Genomic DNA, 17,230 nt, shown 5'->3' with positions numbered 1-17,230 from the left:
GAGGTTTATGCGGTGCCGCCGGTGTTGAGGTGACATGCCGAGAGACGGCCCTCGCCGACAGGCAGCAGGGCTGGAACTTCCTGCCGGCAGCGGGGACCGGCGAAGGGGCAGCGCGGATGAAAATGACATCCGCTCGGCGGATGAAGCGGCGATGGAATCTCGCCCGAAATCGGACGAAAATCCTTCCGCCCCACCCCGACGCGCGGCACGCTCTCGAACAGCGCGCGCGTATAGGGGTGGTTGGGAGCCGCATATAAGTCTGGTGTCGGCGCGAGTTCGACGATCCGGCCGAGATACATGATGGCGACGCGATCGGAGACGTGCCGCACGACCCCAAGATCGTGGCTGATGAAGATCGCCGTGAGATCGAGATCGCGCCGCAGATCCATGAAGAGGTTCAGCACTTGCGCCTGGATCGAGACATCGAGCGACGCCACGGGTTCGTCGAGCACGAGAAGATCGGGCTTCATCGCCAGCGCACGCGCGATGGCGATGCGCTGACGCTGGCCACCCGAGAACTGGTGCGGAAAGCGTCGGCGGTAGCTCGGGTCGAGACCGACGCGCTCCAACGTATCGGCCACGTAGGAATCCGCCTCACGCGCCTTCACGATTCCATGCGTAACCGGTCCCTCGCCCACAGTGTCGCCAATCCGCATCCGGGGGTTGAGGCTCGAGAACGGATCCTGATGAACCATCTGGATGCGAGTTGTGAGCTTGTCGGTGCGGCGACCCTTCTCGCGAGCCACGGGCTTGGCGTCGAACATCACTTTGCCGTCGCTCGGTGTGTAAATCCCCGCGACCATGCGCCCAAGGGTCGATTTTCCGCAGCCGGATTCGCCCACGAGACCGACCACTTCGCCCTTGCGGACAGTCAGGCTGACATCGCTGACAGCACGCACGATCTCGGTCGCGCGGCCGGCCCCGAGCAAGCCTGCGATACGCTCGCCGATGCTCGGGCGCTTTATGAAGCGCTTTGATACGTGGTCGATATCGAGGAGAGCGGCTGACATGAATCGGGCTCGATCGGGTAATGGCAGAGGGCGGTGCGTCCGTCTTCGAAATGCTGGACAGGCGGCGTGGTGTTGCAGGCCGGGCCGGCCTTGAAACAGCGCGGAGCGAATGCACAACCTGGCGGAAGATTGGCGAGCGACGGCGCCGAACCCGGCACCTGCGGCAACCGTTCGCCGGGTTCGTGCTCGGCCGGCACAGAGGCCAGCAGACCTGCCGTGTAAGGGTGCCGGGGCGATGCGATGACGTCGGCCGCGGGGCCCGTCTCGACCACGCGCCCCGCATACATCACGCAGATGTCGTCCGCGAGGCTCGACACCACCGCGAGGTCGTGCGTCACCCACACGAAGGCAGTGCCGGTATCGTCGGCCAGGCGGCGAACCTCGGCGAGGATCTGACCCTGGATCGACACGTCGAGGGCCGTCGTGGGTTCGTCCGCGATGATCACCGCGGGTTTGTGCAACAGCGCAATCGCGATGGCCACGCGCTGCCGCATTCCCCCCGAGAGCTGGTGTGGGTAGGAATCCAGACGCTCCTCAGGGCTGGGAATGCCCACGATGGAGAGAGCCTCCCGCGCCCGATCGCGAGCAACCTTCCGCGAGACGTTGTCGTGCGCGCGCACCGCCGCGATCATCTGGGTCGAAATTTTGAGCACCGGGTTGAGCGTCATCATGGGGTCCTGGAACACCATGGCGATCTGGGCGCCGCGAATGCGCCGGAGCTGCTCGCCCTTGAGTTTCGTCAGGTCCACACCGTTCAGCAAGACCTCTCCGCCGGCGATCCGACCTGGAAGTTCGATGAGGCCGAGGATCGAGTAGCCGGTGACGCTCTTGCCCGAACCGGATTCCCCGACGAGACCCAGAATGCGGCCACGGGACACCTCGAAGGTCACCCCGTCGACGGCCTTGACCACACCCGCGCGGACGACAAACTCCGTCCGCAGATCCTTGACGCTGAGCACAGGCTCACTCATCGGCTGCGCCTCGGATTGAGGACATAGCGAACCTGGTCGCCCACGAGATTGATTGCCACCACGGTCAGCATCAGGGCAATGCCAGGATAAATCGATATCCAATAGCGGCCGGACAGGAGGAACTGAAAACCGTTCGAGATCAGCGACCCGAGCGAGGGCTGCGTGAGCGGAAGCCCTAATCCGAGAAACGACAACGTGGCCTCCAGCGCGATCGAGTTTGCGACCTGCACCGTCGCGACCACGATCAGCGGCGGCAAGGCGTTGGGCAGAAGATGGCGAAACAGGACTTGCCGGGCAGGGAGCGGCGTGGACAACGCTGCCTCGATGTAATCCTTCCCGCGCTCGGCACTGGCAGCGCCGTGCGTCGTGCGCGCGAAATAAGCATATTGCGCCAGCGTCAAGGCGGTGACGAGTTGCGGCAATCCCTGGCCGAGCATGGCCACGAGAACGAGCGCAAGGAGAATGGCCGGCAACGAGAGCTGCAGATCGATGATGCGCATGATCACCGCTTCGATCCGACCGCCGTGATAGGCGGCGATCAGACCCACGACGCCGCCGAGCAGCAACGCGAAGGTGCCGGCGAGCACGCCGACGATCAGACTCGTGCGCAATCCATAGAGAATGGCCGAGAAGACATCCCGTCCGGCCGCATCCGTGCCCAGCCAGTGAACATAGCCCCCGGACCCGGTCTCGCCCGGCGTCAGCCGCGCGTCGAACAGGTCGAGCGTCTCCTGATTGTAGGGATCCTGGGGCGCGATCAGCGGCGCCAGGATGGCCATCAGGACAACCGACACGATGATGATGAGGGCCGCGATCGCGACCGGACTCTGCTTGTAGTCCGACCAGAAATTCCCCAGGCGGCTCCAGCGCGTTTCGGGAGCAAGACTCATGACGCGCCCTTTACCCGGATCCGCGGGTCGAGTTGCCCGTAGATCAGATCGACGACGAGGTTGATCAGCACGAACAGAAACACCACGAGAATGAGATACGCGACCATCACCGGACGATCGAGCACGGTGATCGAATCGATGATGAGCTTGCCCATGCCCGGCCAGTTGAAAACCGTCTCGGTGACGACCGCGAAAGCGAGCGTGGACCCGAGCTCCAGTCCGAAGACGGTGACGATGGGGATGGAAATATTCTTGAGAACGTGCAGGCCCACCACCTTGCCTTCTGAGAGGCCTTGCGCACGGGCGAAACGAACATAGTCCGAGCTCATCACTTCCACAGTGCCGGCGCGTGTGAGGCGGATCAAAAGACCCAGCTTGAACAGCGCCAGATTGAAGGCTGGCAGGATGATGTAACTCAGCCCCTCCATGGAGCCGAAGGACAGCTTCATGCCGAGGAAATCCTGCACCGGTCCCCGTCCACCAGAAGGCAGCCAGCCGAGTTCGACCGCGAACGTCATGATGAGGAGGAGGCCGACCCAGAAAGTGGGGACGCTGAAGCCGAGGACCGACAACCCCATGATGAATTTCGACGAGATCGCATCGGGCTTGTAGCCAGCCCATAACCCGAGCGGTATGCCCAGCAGCGTGGCGATCAGCATCGCGCAAAGCGCCAGCTCCAACGTGGCCGGCAGACGCGAGAAGATGAGGCCCATGACGGGCAGTCGATAAATGAACGATTCGCCGAGATCGCCCCGGAGCATGTTTCCCATGAAGATGAAATATTGCTCGATCAGCGGGCGATCGAATCCATATCGCTGGATGAGTGCCTCGCGGAGTGCCTGATCGGAGGCCGGGTCGATCATCACATCGATTGGGTTTCCGATGGCGTAGACGCCAACGAACACGATCACCGACATCGCGATGATCACCAGAAGCGCCTGCAGAATGCGCTGGATAAAAAAGCCGATCATACTTACCCGTGCGGGTTCAAGGTCTCAATTCAAAGAACAGGCGACCGGACATTGCCGGCCGCCTGCATGTCAGGTGATCAGCTCTTCGGCTTGATCTCGTAGGCGAGCGTCTCCTGATCGACGCGTGACGGGATCGTCACCATCCCCTTCTTGGAGGCCCAGACAGTCTGGAGCTGCACCGTCGGGATCAGCGCGCGGTCGGTCATGGAAACGTCCGTGACCTTCTCGAACAGGGCGCGACGCTTGGTGTCGTCCATGGTGCGGCTACCTTCCTGCAGAAGCTTGTCGACTTCCGGGTTGGAGTAGCCCTGCTTGTTGAACGCGCCGAGACCGGTCGAAGGATCCGCCGTGTGAACGAGCGAGCCGTAGGTGTAGCTTGCTTCACCCGTCAACGTGCCCCATCCGCTCATCCAGAGGCTGAACTCGCCCTTCTGCTGAGCGGGGAAGAACACCGTTCCGTTAAGTGCGTTGGCGTTCACCTTCAGGCCGGCGCGAGCCCACATCTGCGAGAGCGCTTCACACACCGCGGAATCGCCGGGCAGGCGGTTGTTGGTGCAGTGGAAATCGATCTCGAAGCCCTTGGGATATCCGGCATCCGCAAGCAGCTGCTTGGCCTTCGCGACGTCATAGGGACGCTCGGGAAGATTCTTGCTGCCGCCGAAGAAGCTCGTGGGCATCAACTGATTGGCGGGACGGCCAAGACCTTCGAGGACCACGCGAACGAGGGTCTTGCGATCGATGGCAAGATCCATGGCTTCGCGGACCTTGGGATCGCGCAGCGGATTGGCGGTGATTTCCTTGCCATCCACCTTCACCGGCTTCGGCAACGTCTCCTTCACGTTCGGCGTGATGTTGAGAAAGTAGACGGAATCGGCCACGAACGTGTCGACGCTCTTGTCCTTCTGCATCGACGCATAATCGGTCGCCGGCACATAATTGACGAGGTCAACCTGACCGGACTTCAAAGCCGCCATGCGGGCCGGGTCATTGGGGATTTCCTTGCGAACGACCTTCTGCCAGGGCTGCTTGTCGCCCCAATAGCCATCGAAGCGCTCGACGACCAGATCGCCCTTGGGCTCCCACGAGACGAACTTGTAGGGGCCGGTTCCGATCGCGGCCTTGCCCGAATTGAACTGCTCGTTGCGCGCTTCGGCGCCAATGGATTTGGACACGACAAACAGGCGGATGAAGTCGTTCGGAAGCGTCGGCGCCGCGACCTTGGTCTTCACATGCAGCGTGTACTTGTCTTTGACTTCCGTCCCTTTCACCTGCTTGGTGTAGATCGTCATGCTCATCGGACCGGTCACGAGCGGGATGCGATCGATCGAGAATTTGACGTCTTCAGCGGTCAGCTCAGAGCCGTCGTGAAACTTCACGCCTTCGCGGATCTTGAATTCCCACGTGGTCTCGTCGACCGGCTTCCACGAAACCGCGAGGCCGGGCTTCATCTGCAGGTTTTCATCGGCCATCACCAGCGTGTCGAACACATGGCGTAGCGCCTCGGCCTGGCTGCCGAGCGTCGACCAATGCGGATCGATCGAGTCGGGTCCTGCGCGAACGCCCATGGTCAGCGTCTGCGCCGAAACGGCACCGCCGAGCATGGTCCCGAGAAGAAGAGCCGTGGCGAGCGCGCCGCCCAGCTTGAAAGTTTGTTTCATCAAATATCCCCTCTTGCTAAGAACCGATCTTTTCGTCCAATGTGTTCTTATCGATTATGACGGTAAGTTGCCACCCCCGCCCAAGTCAACCAGCAACGTATAGATGACACGGAATAGCTCTACTGTTGCAGACTCAGACTGTGATAGCCCTGTAGAACAATCGGGAGCGGCGAAAATCCTCGCCGGGCTGGCAGGATCTCTTGACCGAACGCTGCCTGTGCCGCTCGGCGTGCAACTCCGGGGGCTCATCGAGTTCGGGATTGCGCTCGGCGAGCTTCCGTCGGGCGTCCGCCTGCCTTCGGTGCGGGAGCTGGCTGAACGCGCGGGCATTGCGCCGATGACCGTCGCGACGGTCTATCGGGAATTGCGCGAGTCGGGGTTGATTGAGTCCAAGCCGGGCGCCGGCACCTATGTGGGGGACGGTCACAGCAGCGACGGGCTGCGCTCATCCGCGATGCGCAAGCTGCAGCGCCGTATCGATGGCTTGTTCCACGAGGCGGAGGAGCTGGGTCTTGCGCCGACGCTGGTCGCCTCGCTGGTCAACGCGCGCGCGGCGCGCGGACGTTCCTCCCTGCGCCCCCTGCGCCTGGTGATGGTCGGCAATTTCATCGACACCACGCAGCAATATGTGGACTCCATCCGGCAGCACCTCAACGCCGGCGACACGATTGTGGCAACCACGGTCCAGGCGCTTGAAAAGACCGTGTCGGAGCCCCTCCCCTACGACCTGTGCGTGACGCTGGCGCACCGGCGCGGCGAGGTCGAGAGCCTGCTTCCCGCCGGCATTCCGGTGGTTGGCCTGAGCTTCATTCCGGCTGAAGAAACCCGCGCGCTGCTTGCGGTCATCGATCCGATGGCGCGCATCGGCATCGTGTCGATCTTTCCTGAATTCATGGCGCTCATGAAGCCCGGCGTCCTGCGGTTCACCCCACACGTTTCCGACGCGGAAGTTCGCTTGATTACGGCACCGGACCTCAAGGCGTTTCTCATGAGCCTCGACGTGCTCGTCTATGCGAGTGGGGCCGAGCCCATCCTCAAGGACATGCCGGCTGGCCGCCAGGCAATCGAATTTCGGTATGTTCCCGACCCACACGCCATTCGCCAAACCCTGATTCCGGCACTCGAGCGCTTGCGCACCGAAGCCGTCACCAAAGAGGAAGATCCTTCATGAAGATCAGCGACATGAACTGGCTTCAGGTCGAACAATACCTGAAGACGGATGACCGCGCCGTCGTGCCGCTGGGCTGCACCGAACAGCACGCCTATCTCAGCCTGTCGGTCGACAGCATCCTGGCGGAGCGCGTCGCGACAGAGGCGGCGGAACCCATCGGCGTGCCGGTCTTCCCTGTCATGGCCTATGGTATCACGCCGTCCTTCATGGCCTATCCGGGCACCGTGTCGCTCAAGGCCGAGACCTATCTGCGCATTCTCACCGACATTCTCGACAGCCTGCAACGCACGGGCTTTCGGCGCATCCTGTTCGTGAACGGCCATGGCGGCAACTCCCCTGGCCAGACTGCCGCTCTCGAATGGATGGGACGGAACCCCGATTGTCGCGTGCGTTTCCACAACTGGTGGAACGCACCCCGCACCTTCGAGATGGTCAAAGAAATCGACCCTGTGGCGTCGCACGCGTCCTGGATGGAAAACTTCCCCTGGACGCGACTGGCCGGAATGAAACAACCCGACCATCGGAAGCCCATGGCGGATCTCGATCGCATGCGCACCTTCGGTCCCGAGGGCGTGAGAGAGATCCTCGGCGACGGGAATTTCGGCGGCCTCTACCAGCGCCCCGATTCGGACATGGATGCGATCTGGTCCGTGGCCCTCGATGAGACGCGCGCGCTCATCGAAAACTGGTAATGCGAGATTCCCACATGAACCAGGACACCATTCTGATCTGGGGCGCGGGCGCCATCGGCGGCACGCTGGGCGCCTATCTCGCTCGCGCGGGCGAGGACGTCCTCCTCGTCGATATCGTCGAGCCGCATGTCGATGCGATGAACCGCGATGGCCTCAACATCGAAGGGCCGGTCGAGGCCTTCACCCAGAATGTCCGCGCCAGTCTTCCGGCAGATGTGACGGAAAAATTCAGGCGAATCATCCTCGCGGTAAAGGCGCACCATACTCGTGAGGCGGTGCGTGCCCTCAAACCACATCTGGCGGAAGACGGCACGGTGCTGTCAGCCCAGAACGGCTTGAACGAGATCATTATCGCGGACGAAATCGGCGCCGAGCGCACCGTGGGTTGTTTCGTGAATTTCGGCGCGGACTGGCTCGAACCGGGTCGCATCCTGTTCGGCAACCGGGCCACCGTCGCCGTCGGTGAGATCAGCGACAACGCGCGAGGCGCGGCGCCCGACTATCATCGGTTGTTGTCGATTTTTGAACCAAAGGCCGTCCTTACCGACAATATCTGGGGCTACCTCTGGGGGAAGCTCGGTTATGGGTCGATCTTGTTTGCCACGGCGCTGACCAACGAATCGATGTCCGACAACCTTGCGTCCGCGCGGCATTTCGAAGTCTTCAATCGACTTGGGCGCGAAGTCATGGCGGTTGCGGTCAAACGTGGCGTCGCGCCGCTCGGATTCAACGGGTTCGACCCTGCGGCTTTCATGCCCGATGCCGACGAGAGCGCGGCGCGTCGTTCGGTCGCCGACATGGCCGAGTTCAACCGGCACACGGCCAAGACCCACTCGGGAATCTGGCGCGACCTTGCCGTGCGCAAGCGCAAGACGGAAGTGGATGCACAAATCGCCATCATCGCCGCACTCGGCGCGGAGGCAGGTGTGCGAACGCCCGCGATCGACAAGCTGGTGAGCCTGATTCACGACATCGAGGATGGGCGGCGCGAACAATCCTGGTCCACTCTCGATCTGATGCTGCAGCCATGAACCTTGATCTCTCCCATCGCCGCGCGATCGTTACCGGTGCCGCGCAAGGCATCGGACGCAGCATTGTCGAGGCGCTCGTCCGGGAAGGCGCACGCGTCGCAGCTTTCGATCTTGACGAAGACGGCTTGCGCCATGCCACCAAGGCGGGCGCAGCGTTCTCGCGGACGCTCGACCTCTCCGATCGCAGCGCGGTTAAAAGTGCGGTCGGCGACGTGGCCGCGGAATTCGGAGGCGTCGACATTCTCGTCAATTGCGCAGGTGGCGTGCGCGGCCAAGTCGGTCGTCCCGTCGAGGAGGTGAGCGAGCAGGATTGGCTCGTGCTCTTCGAGGCCAACGTGCACGGAGCTTTCTGGTGCTCGCAGGCCGTGGCCCCGGAAATGAAAAAGGGCGGCTTCGGGCGGATCGTGAATATTTCTTCGGGTGCCGGATTGCGCCCCAGCCTGACGGGCATTCAAGCCTACACGGCGTCGAAGCATGCGCTCGTGGGTCTGACGAAACAACTCAGCTTCGAGCTCGGCCCGTTCGGTATCACCGTGAACAGTGTGGCGCCAGGATTCGTCCTGTCGAATCCCGCCACGCAGCGCCAATGGGAGAGTTATGGCGAGGTTGGGCAGCAGCGCCTGCTGGAGAGCATTCATACCCGCAGGCTCGGTCAACCGCGGGACATCGCCGACACCGTGATGTTTCTCGCGTCCGACGTCGCCGGCTGGATTTCCGGGCAGATCATTTCGGTGGATGGCGGACGATCATAGTTCGCGCTCGGCGTGACCGGGTGAACGATACGTCGATTTCAGGGAGCATGGGCTTTGGACGATACGCAGCAGCAGCCTTGGACGTGGCCGGAGCAGATCTGGCGCGACAAGGTCAATCACGTCCGCGCCGGACGCTCGATGAAGCCCAAGAGATGGAAGGACGGTGCACGCTGCGCCGTTGCTTTCTCGTTCGATTCCGATCACGAGACCAACGAGTTGCGCGACGGAGGAAAATCGATTGGCCGCATGTCGCAGGGCCAGTACGGTAATCGCAAGGGCGTCCCGCGGATTCTCGAGGCTCTAGCGAAACACGACGCCAGGGCGACGTTCTTTGTACCGGCGGTCGCCGCCCTGCTTTACGAGGACGAGCAGCGCCGCGTGGCGTCCGAAGGCCATGAGCTCGGGATCCACGGCTGGATTCACGAACTCAATAGCCAGCTTCCGTATGAGATCGAACGCGATCTGATGTTCCGCGCGGCCGATACGCTGGAGCGCGTCAGCGGAAAGCGGCCTGTGGGCATGCGTACCCCCTCGTGGGATTTTAGCCCGGATACGTTACGGATCGAGCGCGAGCTCGGGCTTCTCTACGATTCGTCCTTGATGGCCGACGACGACCCATACGAGCTTATGGAGAAGGGTGAGCCAACCGGCATTGTGGAATTGCCGGTTGAGTGGATTCGCGACGACGCGGTCTATTTCAACATGCACCGCTTCAGCGGCCTGCGTCCCCATACGGCGCCTTCGGACGTGTACGACATTTTCTTCAGGGAATTCGAACGCGCCTATGAGGAAGGCGGATTGTTTCTGCTCACCATGCATCCGCATGTCACGGGATACCGCTCGCGGATCTGGATTCTCGAGAAGCTTCTGGCTGAGATTACGGCACGTCCCGACGTCTGGGTCGCGACCCATGCCGAGATCGCTGCGTTCGTGAATGCGGAATGCGCCCCATGACCCCATCGCGCCGCGCTCGGGATGCAGGCCTATCCTGCGGAAGGATGACGACAGGCATCCGCAATAGCATCGCCGACGTGCCGGGCGTTCGCGTCGGACACCAGACGCTGATCCGAGGCGGAATTCGAACCGGTGTCACCGCACTCGTCCCGTCCCTGGCAAATGTCTATCGGGAGAAACCGGTCGCCGCGGCGCATGTTCTCAATGGGTTCGGCAAGAGCGCGGGGCTCGTTCAGATCGAGGAACTCGGAACGATCGAGACGCCCCTGCTGCTGACGAACACTCTGTCAGTCGGGACATGCTATACCGCGCTCGTCCGCCATGCGTTGCGATCGAACCAAGATATCGGGCGCGAGACCGCCACCGTCAATCCCGTCGTTCTCGAATGCAATGACGGCTTCCTGAACGACATACAGGCGCTGGCGATCAGCGAAGCCGATGCCGAAGCAGCGCTTGCATCCGCCTCGGAGAATTTCGAATGCGGCGCGGTCGGCGCGGGAACGGGAATGAGCGCCTTCGGATTCAAAGGCGGGATTGGCACGTCGTCCCGAAGACTGGACCTCGATGGCCGGATCCACCATCTGGGCGTGCTGGTGCTCTCCAATTTCGGGCGCGCGGGGGATCTGCGGCTTCCGGACGGGACTTCCGTGGCGCCGGCGCCGGCCAGCGACAACGACAAGCGCGAGAGTGGCTCGATCATCATCATCATGGCCACCGACGTGCCGCTCAGCGACCGCCAGATCAAGCGGGTCATCCGCCGATCCGGTGTGGGATTGGCGCGGCTCGGTTCGTTTTGGGGTCACGGGAGCGGCGACATCGCGCTCGGTTTCTCAACTGCCAACGTCGTGCGGCACGACGAGCAGGATGCCTTCATCGAACATCGGATCTTCAACGAAAATCGCATCGACGTTCTTTTCGAGGCCATGGCTGATGCGGCTCAGGAAGCCGTGTTGGATTCGCTTTTGTTGGCAGGTCCGATGATCGGTCGCGACGGGCATCACCGCCCCGGCCTTGCCGAAACCCTGATGCAACGTGACACCATGAAGGCCACCCGCGCATGACAAGCTCACTCACATCGCTCGATTTCACCCTCGCGGTCCATGGAGGCGCCGGCACGATACTGCGCTCGAAGATGACGCCGGAGCGGGAGGCGGCCTACCACGCCGGCCTCCGCCTCGCCCTCGACGCGGGTCGTACCGTGCTGGCGGATGGCGGAACTGCGATCGATGGCGTCACAGCAGCCGTCATGGCGCTCGAGGACGAACCGCTCTTCAACGCGGGGCGGGGTGCCGTCTATACGTCGGCGGGCAAGCAGGAGATGGATGCGGCGATCATGGACGGCCGTGATCGCGCGGCTGGCGCGATTGCGGGCATCTGCGGTCCGCGCAATCCCATTCTCGCCGCGCGCGCCGTCATGGAAAAATCCGACCACGTCTTCCTGATCGGGGAGAGCGCCCAGGAGTTTTGCCGACAGCACGGTGTCGCCTTCGAAGAGGCATCCTATTTCTTCACGGAACAACGCTGGAACGCCTTGCAGGAAACCCTCGCCATGCGTCGTAGCGGCGCTGACGATCAGGATGAATCGCGCAAGCACGGCACGGTCGGCGCGGTTGCGCGGGACCGGCACGGGCATTTGGCCGCCGCGACTTCGACGGGCGGCATGACGGGAAAAGCGCCTGGTCGCGTGGGCGACAGCCCGGTGATCGGAGCGGGCACGTGGGCCGACGATGCGACTTGCGCCATATCGGCGACTGGTCACGGAGAAATTTTCATCCGCTATGCCGCCTGCCACGAGATTGCGTCCCGCCTGCGCCATGCGGGTGAGACTCTGGACGCAGCGGCGCGAGGTGTCGTCATCGACGTTCTCGCGCCTGCGGGCGGGTCCGGCGGGCTGATCGCGGTGGACAGGAACGGGGCGTTTTCCCTGCCTTTCAATTGTTCGGGAATGTATCGCGGCGTCGTCACAGGCGACGGGATTTTGCGGACCGCGATCTACGACGAGCCGTTTTCGGAATCCCGATAGACCCCCAGGGCGTGGGCATTATTCAATAAACCCAACGCTGCGACTTGGAGACAAGGAAATCCCGAAAGATCTGTACCCGCGCGACGGACCGCATTTCTTCCGGATAGACCAGATAACTGTCGAGCGTGGGCATTTCGACGTCGCGCAGCACCCGTCTGACGTTCGTGTTTCCGCCCATCGCGTAATCCGGCGCCATGCCGATTCCAGTCCCGGACTCGATGGCGCGCCGGAGTGCCAGGCTGTCATTGACCATAAAACGGTTCGGGCGCGGATCTTTCGGGCTGCGTCCGAGGGTCGTCAGTCGATGCAGATTGAGAATGAACGCCGGCTGATCGCCGCCGAGGCAAACGATCCTGTGGCGATCAAGGTCCTCCACGCTCTCCGGCTCACCGAAGCGCTCGATATACGCGTTCGACGCGTAGGCGTGATAGTGAATGGTGAACAGGCGACGTTGGATGAGGTCGGGCTGTGCAGGCCGGCGCAGGCGGATCGCGACATCAGCCTCCCGCATGGCGAGATCCAGTTCATCATTGGTCAGGATCAGTTGGATATTCACCTCGGGGTAGGTGTCGAGGAATTCGGTGATCCGTTGAGCCAACCAGATTCCACCGATACCGACGGTGGCCGTGACTTTGAGGTCGCCCGCTGGCCGCTCACTGGTTTCCGTCAATTGCAGGCGTGTCGCCTCAAGACGCCGGTTGACCTCGCTCGCGGCACTAAAAAGCACATCGCCATGCTCGGTCAGGATCAGCCCGCGCGCGTGGCGATGGAAAAGCGGCACCTTCAGGTCGCGTTCCAGCGCGCTGATCTGCCGGCTGACCGAGGATTGGTTGAGGCCAAGCTTCTCGCTCGCGCGCGTGAAATTCCCGGCCTCCGCGACCTCATAGAACAGTCGTATCTTGTCCCAGTCCAAGGCGGACCCTCACCATGTCGATTTTTTGTCGCGGTTAGCTTCTGAACCGCCACTGAATCGTGACAACGGTTGTGATCCTAGGCCAGATTCCCCGCGAGCGAAAGAAGAGGCGCGGCACGGTTGCCGTGCCCAGCTCCTCGGATCGCATTCGCGTCAGATGAACCGGCCGAGGAACGTCCTGGTGCGCGGATGTTCGGGATTGACCAGAACATCCTCTGGCTTGCCCTGTTCGACGATATAGCCTCCATCCATGAAGACCACCCGATCCGCCGCCTCCTTGGCAAAACCGATCTCGTGCGTGACGACGATCATCGTCAGCCCCTGTTCGGCGAGATCGCGCATGGTTGCCAGGACTTCGCCGACCAATTCGGGGTCCAGCGCCGACGTCGGCTCGTCGAAGAGCATGAGCTTGGGCTTGATCGCCAGAGCGCGCGCGATGGCAACGCGCTGCTGCTGCCCCCCCGACAATTGCCGCGGATACGCGTCGGCTTTCTCGGTCAGTCCCACGCGCTCCAGCAAGGCGCGGGCATAGCCCTCGGCCTCTGCCCTGCTTTCCCCATGAATGCCGATCGGCGCCTCGATGATATTTTGGAGCACGGTGAGATGGGGATAGAGATTGAACTGTTGAAACACCATGCCGATCTGCTGGCGCTGCCGCGCGATGGCGCGCGGAGAGAGCTTCTGCAGATGCCGCCCGCGGAGCTGGTAGCCCATCTGCTCTCCGGCCACCATGATGGAGCCACGGTCCATGGGCTCCAGATGGTTGACGCACCGCAGGAACGTGGATTTTCCTGAGCCGGATGGACCCAGAATGACGACCGTCTCGCCGGGCCAGACATCGAGATCGATACCCTTGAGCACTTCGTTGTCGCCGAACGATTTGTGCACGTTGCGCGCGACGACCAGCGGACTCGTCGCGGTTTGTTCCTTCACTGGCAGCATGGCGGTCATCGCGCATCTCCCATGTTGATCGAATCAGCGATGATATCCTGATCCTCCGGGCGCCGTGCTTTGGTGGTCGATGCACCTTTTTCGCCGCGCGCGTAATAGCGCTCGACGAACGTTTGTCCGACATTGAGGATGGACGTGATGAAGAGATACCAGAGCACCGCCACCATCAGCAGCGGGATGACCTCGAAAGTCCGGTTGTAGACGGCCTGTACGGAGTACAGAAGGTCGCCCATCGCGATCACGCTGACGAGCGATGTCGCCTTGATCATGCTGATGAGCTGATTGCCGGTCGGTGGGATGATCGATCGCATGGCCTGCGGGATGATGATCCGCCGCAGCGCACGCGCCCGCGTCATGCCGAAAGCCTGCGTGGTCTCGACCTGTCCCGGATCTACTGACAGCAATCCACCACGAATGATCTCGGCCATGTAGGCGGCCTCGTTCAAGGCAAGGCCTGCGATGGCGGCCGTCAGAGGCGTGATGAGATCATTGGTGTTCCAGCGCGCCAATTCGGGGCCGAAGGGAATGCCGATGGAAATGACCGGGAAGAGTGTCGAGAGATTGTACCAGAATATCAGCTGAACGAGCAGCGGCGTGCCGCGAAAGAACCAGATGTAGATGCTCGACAGGGCCACCAGGAGCTTCGTGTCGGAGAGACGTGCAATCGCGAGGAAGAGGCCGATCACGACGCCGATGAGCATCGCCACCACCGTGAGGCCAAGCGTCACCGACAATCCCCGCATGACGGATTCGGCCGTCAACCACTTCGCGACGACCGACCACTCGAAGTTCTTGTTGTTGGCGATAACCCAAAGGAAGTCGGCGGTGATCACCAAGGTCAGCGCCCAGAGGACCCAGCCGCCGTAATTGATGGGGCGGCGGGCATGCGCGACATCGCGGAGCCTGAGCTCCGCGATGTCGTCACCCGGGTTCGCCCGGGTCGTAAGCGTGCGCTCGTTCATCACGGTCGCTTCGCGGCTAGATTGATGCCAGGAGCCTTCAGCATGTTGTTCTCAAGGCCCCACTTCTTCATGATGGTCGCATAGGTTCCGTTCTCGAACAGCTTCTTGTACGCTTCGAGGATAACGGGACCGAGAGGCGAATCCTTCGGCACGACCGTTCCCTGGAAGAGATCGTCGAAGCCATTGGCTTGGCCCACGGCGGCAAGCTCAAGCTGGCCGTTGGATTGCTGGACGAAATAGGTCAGCGGGGCCTGCGATGAGAAGAATCCGTCCGAACGCTTCGAGCGCACAGCCAGGATTGACGTGGGCTGGTCGGGGAAGGATTGCACTTCGAGGACCGGCTTTCCTTCTTCGGCGCATTTGGCCGCCTGCTGCTTGATCACGCGCTCAGCTGAGCCGCCTGACTGCACTGCGATCTTGAGGCCGCAGGTGTCGCCGAGGGCTTTGATTCCTTTTGGATTCCCGATCTGCACAGCGAAGACCACATATTCCTGAACCCAATCGACAAAGTCGTTCGCCGCCTGGCGCTCGGGGAAATCGCCCACGGGCCCGAGTGCGAATTGATAGCGGCCGGATTTGATGCCGCTGAGCAGACTCGACAATCCGCTGACGGATTCGTGCTTGACCGTCACGCCGAGGATCTCGCCGAGGGCATGGGCCAGATCGGCGCTCGCGCCACTCATGCTGCGCGTGTCGCTGATGATCTCGTAGGGAGGGAACGAACCACTGTTCACCGCCGTCATCTCGCCCGCATCCTGAATCTCTTTGGGCAGTTTCGCGCGCAAGGCGGCATCGGCCGTCTGGGTGGGAATTTTGGCCTCCTGCGCCTGCGTCGGAACCGAGAGAAGGCCTGCGGCGAGCAGGGCGGCGGATGCGGAGAGGTAGAACTTCATGACAATCTTTCCCTTCGTTGGTGGCGAAACGTTCAGGTGTTCGCTTTGCGGAGTTCGGGCTTTTCGAAACGACGGTTGGCGAGCACCGGCAGGACATCACGGGCATGGGCGATGCGGTCGGCGTCGATATCGCAAAAAACCAGCGCAGGCGCTTCTGCAGCACGCGCGATGGCGACGCCGAGGGGATCGACAACCATGCTGTTGCCGATGTTGCGTTCACCGCATTCGCCYACCGCCACCACATAGGCAGTGTTCTCCAGCGCACGCGCGGTGACAAGTACATCCCAATGCGCCTCTTTCAGCGGACCCTTTACCCAGGCTGCCGGCAGCACCAGAACATCTGCTCCGTCTAGCACGAGGCGCCGCGCCAATTCTGGGAACCGCACGTCGTAACAGGTCATAAGACCGATCTTGAAGCCCGCGACGTCGACCAGCGCGGGTACGTCGCCGCCGGGTGTCACGTTGGTGGATTCCTTGGCCGAAAACGCATCGTATAAATGCAGCTTGCGGTACTGCGCGATGATTTCCCCATTTCGGATGGCAACGAGGACGTTCCACACGCGGCCGTCGCCCGCTGGCGTATGGACGCTCATCATGACGGTCAGATCGCTTCCGCGATTCGCCTCGAGAAGCTGCGTCATGAACGGGCCGTCGAGCTCCTGGGCGGATTTGAGCACGATATGCGGATCTGCGATGTCGCGAGCCAGAATGCCTTCCGGCAGCACCAGCAGCGCGGCGCCGCCAGCTTTCGCCTCTTCGATCAGGCGGAGGCACGTGTCCGCATTCTCCTGCCACTCGCGACTGACTGCGAACTGTCCGAGTGCGACTTTCATTTTCGACGTCCCTGTCTGTGAACTCATGATTGACCTATGGTGCCGGGAACCTGGGGGAAGAGATCTCTCGGCGTGACGAGCGTGTCAGTCAGCTTCTGAGCCTGGAGCTCGATTCCGAAATCCGCGAGCATGCGCTCGTTCGCCTCAAACCCATTACGGTTCCAGGTTGCCGGGAGATCCCGCGCGACCTGCCGCAACTCATCGATGATCCAAGGTGTCGTGTCGGCATATTTCTCGCGCTTCTCAAGCCAGACACGGGCCGATTCATCGAGAATTTCGCTCAGTGCGGTGGGGAGCCATGGATGGTGCGCGACGAGGCCGGGCTTCATTCCGAGCATGTGAATGCCCGGCACATAGCCGACCTCGTCGAAATATGCGCGTTCAGCCTGTCGGAAATCCGGCACGAGCTGGCGAAACGCCGAATCGGCATCGAAGAAGCCAGGCGGCATAAAGGGGGTGAACACCGCGTCGAGCCACCCTTCGTCGAGCAGCTCCATCATAGGCCGCTCGCCCGGAACGGCTTCGATGCGACCGGCACGACCATAGCCGCCGAGC

17 protein-coding genes and 1 pseudogene are annotated in these 17,230 nt (G+C 62.1%); 7 read left to right on the top strand and 11 right to left on the bottom strand.

Features of this window, described 5'->3' with window-relative positions; translation table 11 throughout:
* Positions 1-5 precede the first annotated feature (5 nt).
* The 5 genes from AC1DVM_RS06060 to AC1DVM_RS06040 form a co-directional block, all read right to left on the bottom strand.
* A complete protein-coding gene (locus tag AC1DVM_RS06060) occupies positions 6-1,010 on the bottom strand; it encodes an ABC transporter ATP-binding protein (protein ID WP_477252881.1) in 1,005 nt (334 codons plus the stop codon).
* The gene (locus tag AC1DVM_RS06055; protein ID WP_477252879.1) at positions 962-1,981 is read right to left on the bottom strand and encodes an ABC transporter ATP-binding protein; all 1,020 of its coding nucleotides are present in this window, start codon (positions 1,979-1,981) and stop codon (positions 962-964) included. Before AC1DVM_RS06055 ends, AC1DVM_RS06060 begins: the two co-directional genes overlap by 49 nt.
* Positions 1,978-2,871 carry an ABC transporter permease gene (locus tag AC1DVM_RS06050; RefSeq protein ID WP_477252877.1) on the bottom strand — a complete coding sequence of 298 codons (894 nt, stop codon included), beginning with the start codon at positions 2,869-2,871 and terminating at the stop codon, positions 1,978-1,980. The genes AC1DVM_RS06055 and AC1DVM_RS06050 overlap by 4 nt, the downstream gene beginning before the upstream one ends.
* Positions 2,868-3,842 (bottom strand): ABC transporter permease, encoded by a 975-nt coding sequence (locus AC1DVM_RS06045; protein ID WP_477252876.1) that lies wholly within the window; start codon positions 3,840-3,842, stop codon positions 2,868-2,870. The genes AC1DVM_RS06050 and AC1DVM_RS06045 overlap by 4 nt, the downstream gene beginning before the upstream one ends.
* 77 nt (positions 3,843-3,919) lie before the next feature.
* Positions 3,920-5,500, bottom strand: coding sequence for an ABC transporter substrate-binding protein (locus tag AC1DVM_RS06040; protein ID WP_477252874.1), 1,581 nt, complete (start codon positions 5,498-5,500; stop codon positions 3,920-3,922).
* Between the two features lie 217 nt (positions 5,501-5,717).
* Between AC1DVM_RS06040 and AC1DVM_RS06035 the strand changes: the two genes are divergently transcribed.
* Genes AC1DVM_RS06035 through AC1DVM_RS06005 form a run of 7 tightly spaced genes read left to right on the top strand, consistent with a single transcriptional unit; the run spans position 5,718 to position 12,123 of the window.
* Positions 5,718-6,671, top strand: a complete 954-nt coding sequence (locus tag AC1DVM_RS06035; protein WP_477252872.1) for a GntR family transcriptional regulator — start codon at positions 5,718-5,720, stop codon at positions 6,669-6,671.
* A complete protein-coding gene (locus AC1DVM_RS06030; protein WP_477252870.1) occupies positions 6,668-7,363 on the top strand; it encodes a creatininase family protein in 696 nt (231 codons plus the stop codon). The genes AC1DVM_RS06035 and AC1DVM_RS06030 overlap by 4 nt, the downstream gene beginning before the upstream one ends.
* 14 nt (positions 7,364-7,377) lie before the next feature.
* Entirely contained in the window at positions 7,378-8,394 is a 1,017-nt protein-coding gene (locus AC1DVM_RS06025) for a ketopantoate reductase family protein (RefSeq protein WP_477252869.1), read from the top strand.
* The gene (locus tag AC1DVM_RS06020; RefSeq protein WP_477252866.1) at positions 8,391-9,146 is read left to right on the top strand and encodes an SDR family NAD(P)-dependent oxidoreductase; all 756 of its coding nucleotides are present in this window, start codon (positions 8,391-8,393) and stop codon (positions 9,144-9,146) included. Before AC1DVM_RS06025 ends, AC1DVM_RS06020 begins: the two co-directional genes overlap by 4 nt.
* A 54-nt stretch (positions 9,147-9,200) precedes the next feature.
* Complete coding sequence (locus AC1DVM_RS06015; RefSeq protein ID WP_477252864.1) at positions 9,201-10,100, top strand: polysaccharide deacetylase family protein; 900 nt, start codon at positions 9,201-9,203, stop codon at positions 10,098-10,100.
* The gene (locus tag AC1DVM_RS06010; RefSeq protein WP_477252862.1) at positions 10,097-11,161 is read left to right on the top strand and encodes a DmpA family aminopeptidase; all 1,065 of its coding nucleotides are present in this window, start codon (positions 10,097-10,099) and stop codon (positions 11,159-11,161) included. Before AC1DVM_RS06015 ends, AC1DVM_RS06010 begins: the two co-directional genes overlap by 4 nt.
* The gene (locus tag AC1DVM_RS06005) at positions 11,158-12,123 is read left to right on the top strand and encodes an isoaspartyl peptidase/L-asparaginase family protein (RefSeq protein ID WP_477252861.1); all 966 of its coding nucleotides are present in this window, start codon (positions 11,158-11,160) and stop codon (positions 12,121-12,123) included. Before AC1DVM_RS06010 ends, AC1DVM_RS06005 begins: the two co-directional genes overlap by 4 nt.
* Before the next feature lie 22 nt (positions 12,124-12,145).
* Here the strand turns inward: AC1DVM_RS06005 and AC1DVM_RS06000 are convergent, their stop codons facing one another.
* From AC1DVM_RS06000 to AC1DVM_RS05975, 6 genes and pseudogenes are all read right to left on the bottom strand, one after another.
* Positions 12,146-13,036 carry a LysR family transcriptional regulator gene (locus AC1DVM_RS06000; RefSeq protein ID WP_477252859.1) on the bottom strand — a complete coding sequence of 297 codons (891 nt, stop codon included), beginning with the start codon at positions 13,034-13,036 and terminating at the stop codon, positions 12,146-12,148.
* Between the two features lie 153 nt (positions 13,037-13,189).
* Complete coding sequence (locus AC1DVM_RS05995; RefSeq protein WP_477252958.1) at positions 13,190-13,978, bottom strand: amino acid ABC transporter ATP-binding protein; 789 nt, start codon at positions 13,976-13,978, stop codon at positions 13,190-13,192.
* A gap of 5 nt (positions 13,979-13,983) precedes the next feature.
* Positions 13,984-14,952, bottom strand: coding sequence for an amino acid ABC transporter permease (locus tag AC1DVM_RS05990; RefSeq protein ID WP_477252857.1), 969 nt, complete (start codon positions 14,950-14,952; stop codon positions 13,984-13,986).
* Positions 14,949-15,842, bottom strand: coding sequence for an ABC transporter substrate-binding protein (locus AC1DVM_RS05985; protein WP_477252856.1), 894 nt, complete (start codon positions 15,840-15,842; stop codon positions 14,949-14,951). The genes AC1DVM_RS05990 and AC1DVM_RS05985 overlap by 4 nt, the downstream gene beginning before the upstream one ends.
* A gap of 32 nt (positions 15,843-15,874) precedes the next feature.
* Positions 15,875-16,675, bottom strand: a complete 801-nt coding sequence (locus AC1DVM_RS05980; protein WP_477252854.1) for a deaminated glutathione amidase — start codon at positions 16,673-16,675, stop codon at positions 15,875-15,877.
* 23 nt (positions 16,676-16,698) lie between these two features.
* Positions 16,699-17,230: pseudogene (locus tag AC1DVM_RS05975) on the bottom strand (nitrate ABC transporter substrate-binding protein); the annotation flags it as partial.

The organism is Microvirga sp. P4_A5, from assembly GCF_056402495.1.
Note: the sequence above shows the minus strand (reverse complement) of the source record. Positions and strands in the feature narration are given on the sequence as shown.

What these genes read in the sequence shown, in the direction of transcription:
- AC1DVM_RS06050 (WP_477252877.1), bottom strand. Translation starts at nt 2,871, where the DNA reads ATGAGTCTTGCTCCCGAAACGCGCTGGAGCCGCCTGGGGAATTTCTGG.
- AC1DVM_RS06060 (WP_477252881.1), bottom strand. Translation starts at nt 1,010, where the DNA reads ATGTCAGCCGCTCTCCTCGATATCGACCACGTATCAAAGCGCTTCATA.
- AC1DVM_RS05985 (WP_477252856.1), bottom strand. Translation starts at nt 15,842, where the DNA reads ATGAAGTTCTACCTCTCCGCATCCGCCGCCCTGCTCGCCGCAGGCCTT.
- AC1DVM_RS06010 (WP_477252862.1), top strand. Translation starts at nt 10,097, where the DNA reads ATGACCCCATCGCGCCGCGCTCGGGATGCAGGCCTATCCTGCGGAAGG.
- AC1DVM_RS05995 (WP_477252958.1), bottom strand. Translation starts at nt 13,978, where the DNA reads ATGCTGCCAGTGAAGGAACAAACCGCGACGAGTCCGCTGGTCGTCGCG.
- AC1DVM_RS06030 (WP_477252870.1), top strand. Translation starts at nt 6,668, where the DNA reads ATGAAGATCAGCGACATGAACTGGCTTCAGGTCGAACAATACCTGAAG.
- AC1DVM_RS06055 (WP_477252879.1), bottom strand. Translation starts at nt 1,981, where the DNA reads ATGAGTGAGCCTGTGCTCAGCGTCAAGGATCTGCGGACGGAGTTTGTC.
- AC1DVM_RS06005 (WP_477252861.1), top strand. Translation starts at nt 11,158, where the DNA reads ATGACAAGCTCACTCACATCGCTCGATTTCACCCTCGCGGTCCATGGA.
- AC1DVM_RS06025 (WP_477252869.1), top strand. Translation starts at nt 7,378, where the DNA reads ATGAACCAGGACACCATTCTGATCTGGGGCGCGGGCGCCATCGGCGGC.
- AC1DVM_RS06040 (WP_477252874.1), bottom strand. Translation starts at nt 5,500, where the DNA reads ATGAAACAAACTTTCAAGCTGGGCGGCGCGCTCGCCACGGCTCTTCTT.
- AC1DVM_RS06045 (WP_477252876.1), bottom strand. Translation starts at nt 3,842, where the DNA reads ATGATCGGCTTTTTTATCCAGCGCATTCTGCAGGCGCTTCTGGTGATC.
- AC1DVM_RS06020 (WP_477252866.1), top strand. Translation starts at nt 8,391, where the DNA reads ATGAACCTTGATCTCTCCCATCGCCGCGCGATCGTTACCGGTGCCGCG.